The 3333-nt window shown below is 55.5% G+C and carries 3 protein-coding genes; all 3 read right to left on the minus strand.

What is annotated here, in order from left to right:
• Positions 1-267: 267 nt before the first annotated feature.
• The gene (locus tag VEB01_RS02795) at positions 268-2415 is read right to left on the minus strand and encodes a YgiQ family radical SAM protein (protein WP_324872600.1); all 2148 of its coding nucleotides are present in this window, start codon (positions 2413-2415) and stop codon (positions 268-270) included.
• Between the two features lie 220 nt (positions 2416-2635).
• Entirely contained in the window at positions 2636-2860 is a 225-nt protein-coding gene (locus VEB01_RS02800; protein WP_324872602.1) for a hypothetical protein, read from the minus strand.
• A gap of 282 nt (positions 2861-3142) precedes the next feature.
• On the minus strand, positions 3143-3333 hold a 191-nt coding region (locus VEB01_RS02805), incomplete at its 5' end, for a methane monooxygenase/ammonia monooxygenase subunit C (RefSeq protein ID WP_324872604.1).

Genomic DNA, 3333 nt, shown 5'->3' on the forward strand with positions numbered 1-3333 from the left:
CGCCGATATATACATGTTTTTGAGCCGCCAAAATCGGAAAGAGGATACGCCATTCATTCTCCGTGACTGCTAATCGGTTCGCCATTTCGTAAATGGCGAGCGACATCGCCGGAGAGCTCCCGAAATGTCAACAGAACCTAGAGTTTTCTCTGGCAGATCGAATCGTGCTTAGTTTTAAGAAACCCGAAGGTGCGAATCTTAAGGAAAAAGCGGGTTGCTTTTCCATAAGTGCCAAGATCGGCGTCTGGTATCCGCATCGGCAAATCTTCAAGATTTGCTTGCTCGTTTTGGCTTTCGCGGCGATTTTGTCCTGATATTCGGCAAGCCGGTGTGCTGGGTGCGAAACGGCAGTGCCTTGCGGGTGATTCGAGTGCCTTCGTGTTGATTCCCGGTACCTTCGGGTTGCCATGTCGGCACGAGATGATGCTTGCCATTTCCGATCAGGTCAGTGCGTCCCATGCGCTTCAGCGCTTCGCGGAGCATTGGCCAGTTATTGGGGTCGTGGTAACGGAGGAAAGCCTTGTGTAGACGCCGCTGTTTGAGTTTCTTCGGGATGAATACTGTTTCGCTCGTGCGCGTGACGCGGTGCAGCGGGTTTTTTCCGGAGTGGTACATGGCGGTTGCGGTAGCCATGGGGGAAGGCAGGAATGCTTGAACCTGATCGGCCCGGAACCCATTGCGCTTGAGCCAAAGCGCAAGATTCAGCATGTCTTCGTCGGTGGTGCCCGGGTGGGCGGCGATAAAGTACGGGATTAGGTATTGCTCCTTTCCGGCCTCTTTCGAGTATTTGTCAAATAAGGCCTTGAACTGGTCGTAAGTGCCTATGCCCGGTTTCAGCATCTTGGACAATGGTCCCGATTCGGTATGTTCGGGAGCGATCTTCAAGTAACCGCCGACATGATGGGCGGCAAGTTCTTTCACATATTCCGGCGAGGTGACGGCGAGGTCATACCGCAATCCGGAGGCGATCAAAATCTTCTTGATGCCGGGTAGCGCGCGGGCGCGGCGGTAGAGTCGGATAAGCGCTGTGTGGTCAGTATTCAGGTTTTTACAGATGCCCGGGTATACGCAGGACGGCCGGCGGCAGGTGGCTTCGATCGCTTTGTCTTTGCAGGCGAGCCGGTACATGTTTGCGGTCGGGCCGCCGATGTCGGAGATGACTCCGGTGAAGGCCGGCGAAGTGTCGCGAATGGTTTCTATTTCCCGGATGATTGAATCTTCCGAACGGCTTTGAATGATGCGTCCTTCGTGTTCCGTTATCGAGCAGAAGGTGCAGCCGCCGAAACAACCACGCATGATGGTAACGGAGTGCTGAATCATCTCGAACGCGGGAATCTTGCTGGTCCCGTAGGACTGGTGGGGAACGCGCGAGTAGGGGAGGCCGTAGACGCCGTCCATCTCCTTTGTGCTGAGCGGGATCGGCGGCGGGTTAACCCAAACGTCCCGGTTGCCGTGGCGCTGGACAAGTGCGCGGGCATTGCCGGGATTGGTTTCCTGGTGCAGAACCCGCGAGGCATGGGCGTAGAGTACGGAGTCCGCTTTGACCGTTTCATACGCCGGCAGGCGGATGACGGTCCGGTCGGCAGGAACTCTCCGTCTTGTCAGGCGAACGATTGCTCCGGACTTGCCGTCGGTAGATTCTTTTGCGCATCCGGTTGGTTCCTCGTCGTACGGGTTCTGTTCGAAGGCGGGCATTCCGGGCGTGTCTACGGACGTGGAATCGAGCTCCGTCCATCCGGGCGGCGTTTGTCTGCAAACGAAAGCGGTTCCGCGAATTTCAGTCAACTCGTCGACGGATTCTCCCGCTGCAAGCCTATGGGCGATCTCCACCACCTGGCGTTCCCCATTGCCGTAAACGAGAAGATCCCCCTTGGCATCGAGCAGAACCGAGCGACGCACCGTGTCGGACCAATAATCGTAATGGGCGATTCGGCGGAGGCTTGCTTCGATTCCGCCCAGAATGATCGGTACATCCTTGAAGGCCTCCCGGCACCGCTGCGAATAAACGGCGACGCAGCGGTCCGGGCGTCTGTCGGCTGTTCCGTCAGGAGTGTACGCGTCATTCGAGCGCATGCGGCGATCGGACGTGTAGCGATTGACCATGGAGTCCATGTTGCCGCCGGTGACGCCGAAGAACAGGTTGGGCTTCCCCAGCTTTTGAAAATCGGCAGCGGATGTCCAATTCGGTTGCGCAATAATGCCGACTCGAAAGCCTTGGGCCTCCAGCAGTCGCCCGACGATGGCCATGCCAAAGCTTGGATGATCCACGTAGGCATCGCCCGTCACGATAATGACGTCGCACGAGTCCCAGCCCAAGGCATCCATGTCGTCGCGACTCATGGGTAGCTGTGGTGCGGCCCCAAAGCGCTTGGCCCAGTATTTTCGGTAAGAAAAAAGATCGGGAGTAATGTTCATCGCGAGCTGGCGAGGAAAACGAATGAAAGGAATCGAACCTAAAAGGATCGGCCGCGTGACTCTCTGGACAATACCCTAGAATACGACTAGGGATTTTAACGCGAAAACGCCGCCTAAGGTGCTACAAAGCCGGCTTGGCTGGCTTTTCGATCGAAAAAGATCCAAGAAGCGAAGGAGAGGGTGCGAGGCGCAACCGAATAGTTTCCGGGATGCCAAAAAACTATGGTCTTATCGGGGTGCGTAACTTGGATTCCCGGATTACGCCAAGTCCCCAGATGCCCCACGATGCGGTTTTAATCATCAATAAAGGAATGGCGACTGCCTTGAGGCCCCAAAGAATAACCGCTAGTGCGCTTGCGCCGGACAAGCTCCATGCAAAAACACCCCAACGCCCGCCGATCACGACTCTTAGCAGACGTCTCAATGTATTTTGCAATTCGTTCATATAAACGGCATCCAGCGCAGAGGGCGGCGTTGTGTGATGCGGCATCAATCGGCAGAGGAGAGTAAATAAAATCCTTCGTACGCAAGCCGCCAACCGAATGCCTCAGTCGGAAGAATCGTAGCAAGTGGGTTTAATATAAGCAAACAAATTGTAGAAGAATAGTAATCAATGCGGTTTTCTTTCACGCATTAAAAAGCCACTGCCTGAACGCAGTCGCCCCAGGCAGTGGCGGTTTTCACTGACAGCGCTTAGGAAGCTAAGACGCTGCTAGCGTTCGGCCAATTAAATATCCGGGCAGAGATCTTTGCCGATCAGGTTCGCAAAGCTTGCGTAGACCTGCAGCAACACGCCCATGAGTGCCAGAGCCAGCCAGCCGAAGATCACAAAGCCGTAGTGCAGGGGCGCTACGAACAGCTCTTCCATGAACCAGAAGGTGTGACCCCACTCGTTCAAGCCAACGTTCGGCAGGATCA

It is taken from the genome of Methylocaldum sp., from assembly GCF_035627495.1.
GTDB lineage: Bacteria > Pseudomonadota > Gammaproteobacteria > Methylococcales > Methylococcaceae > Methylocaldum.

Bases quoted from the DNA above. Each gene is read 5' to 3' on its own strand.
- VEB01_RS02795 (WP_324872600.1), bottom strand. From the start codon at position 2,415: ATGAACATTACTCCCGATCTTTTTTCTTACCGAAAATACTGGGCCAAG.
- VEB01_RS02800 (WP_324872602.1), bottom strand. From the start codon at position 2,860: ATGAACGAATTGCAAAATACATTGAGACGTCTGCTAAGAGTCGTGATC.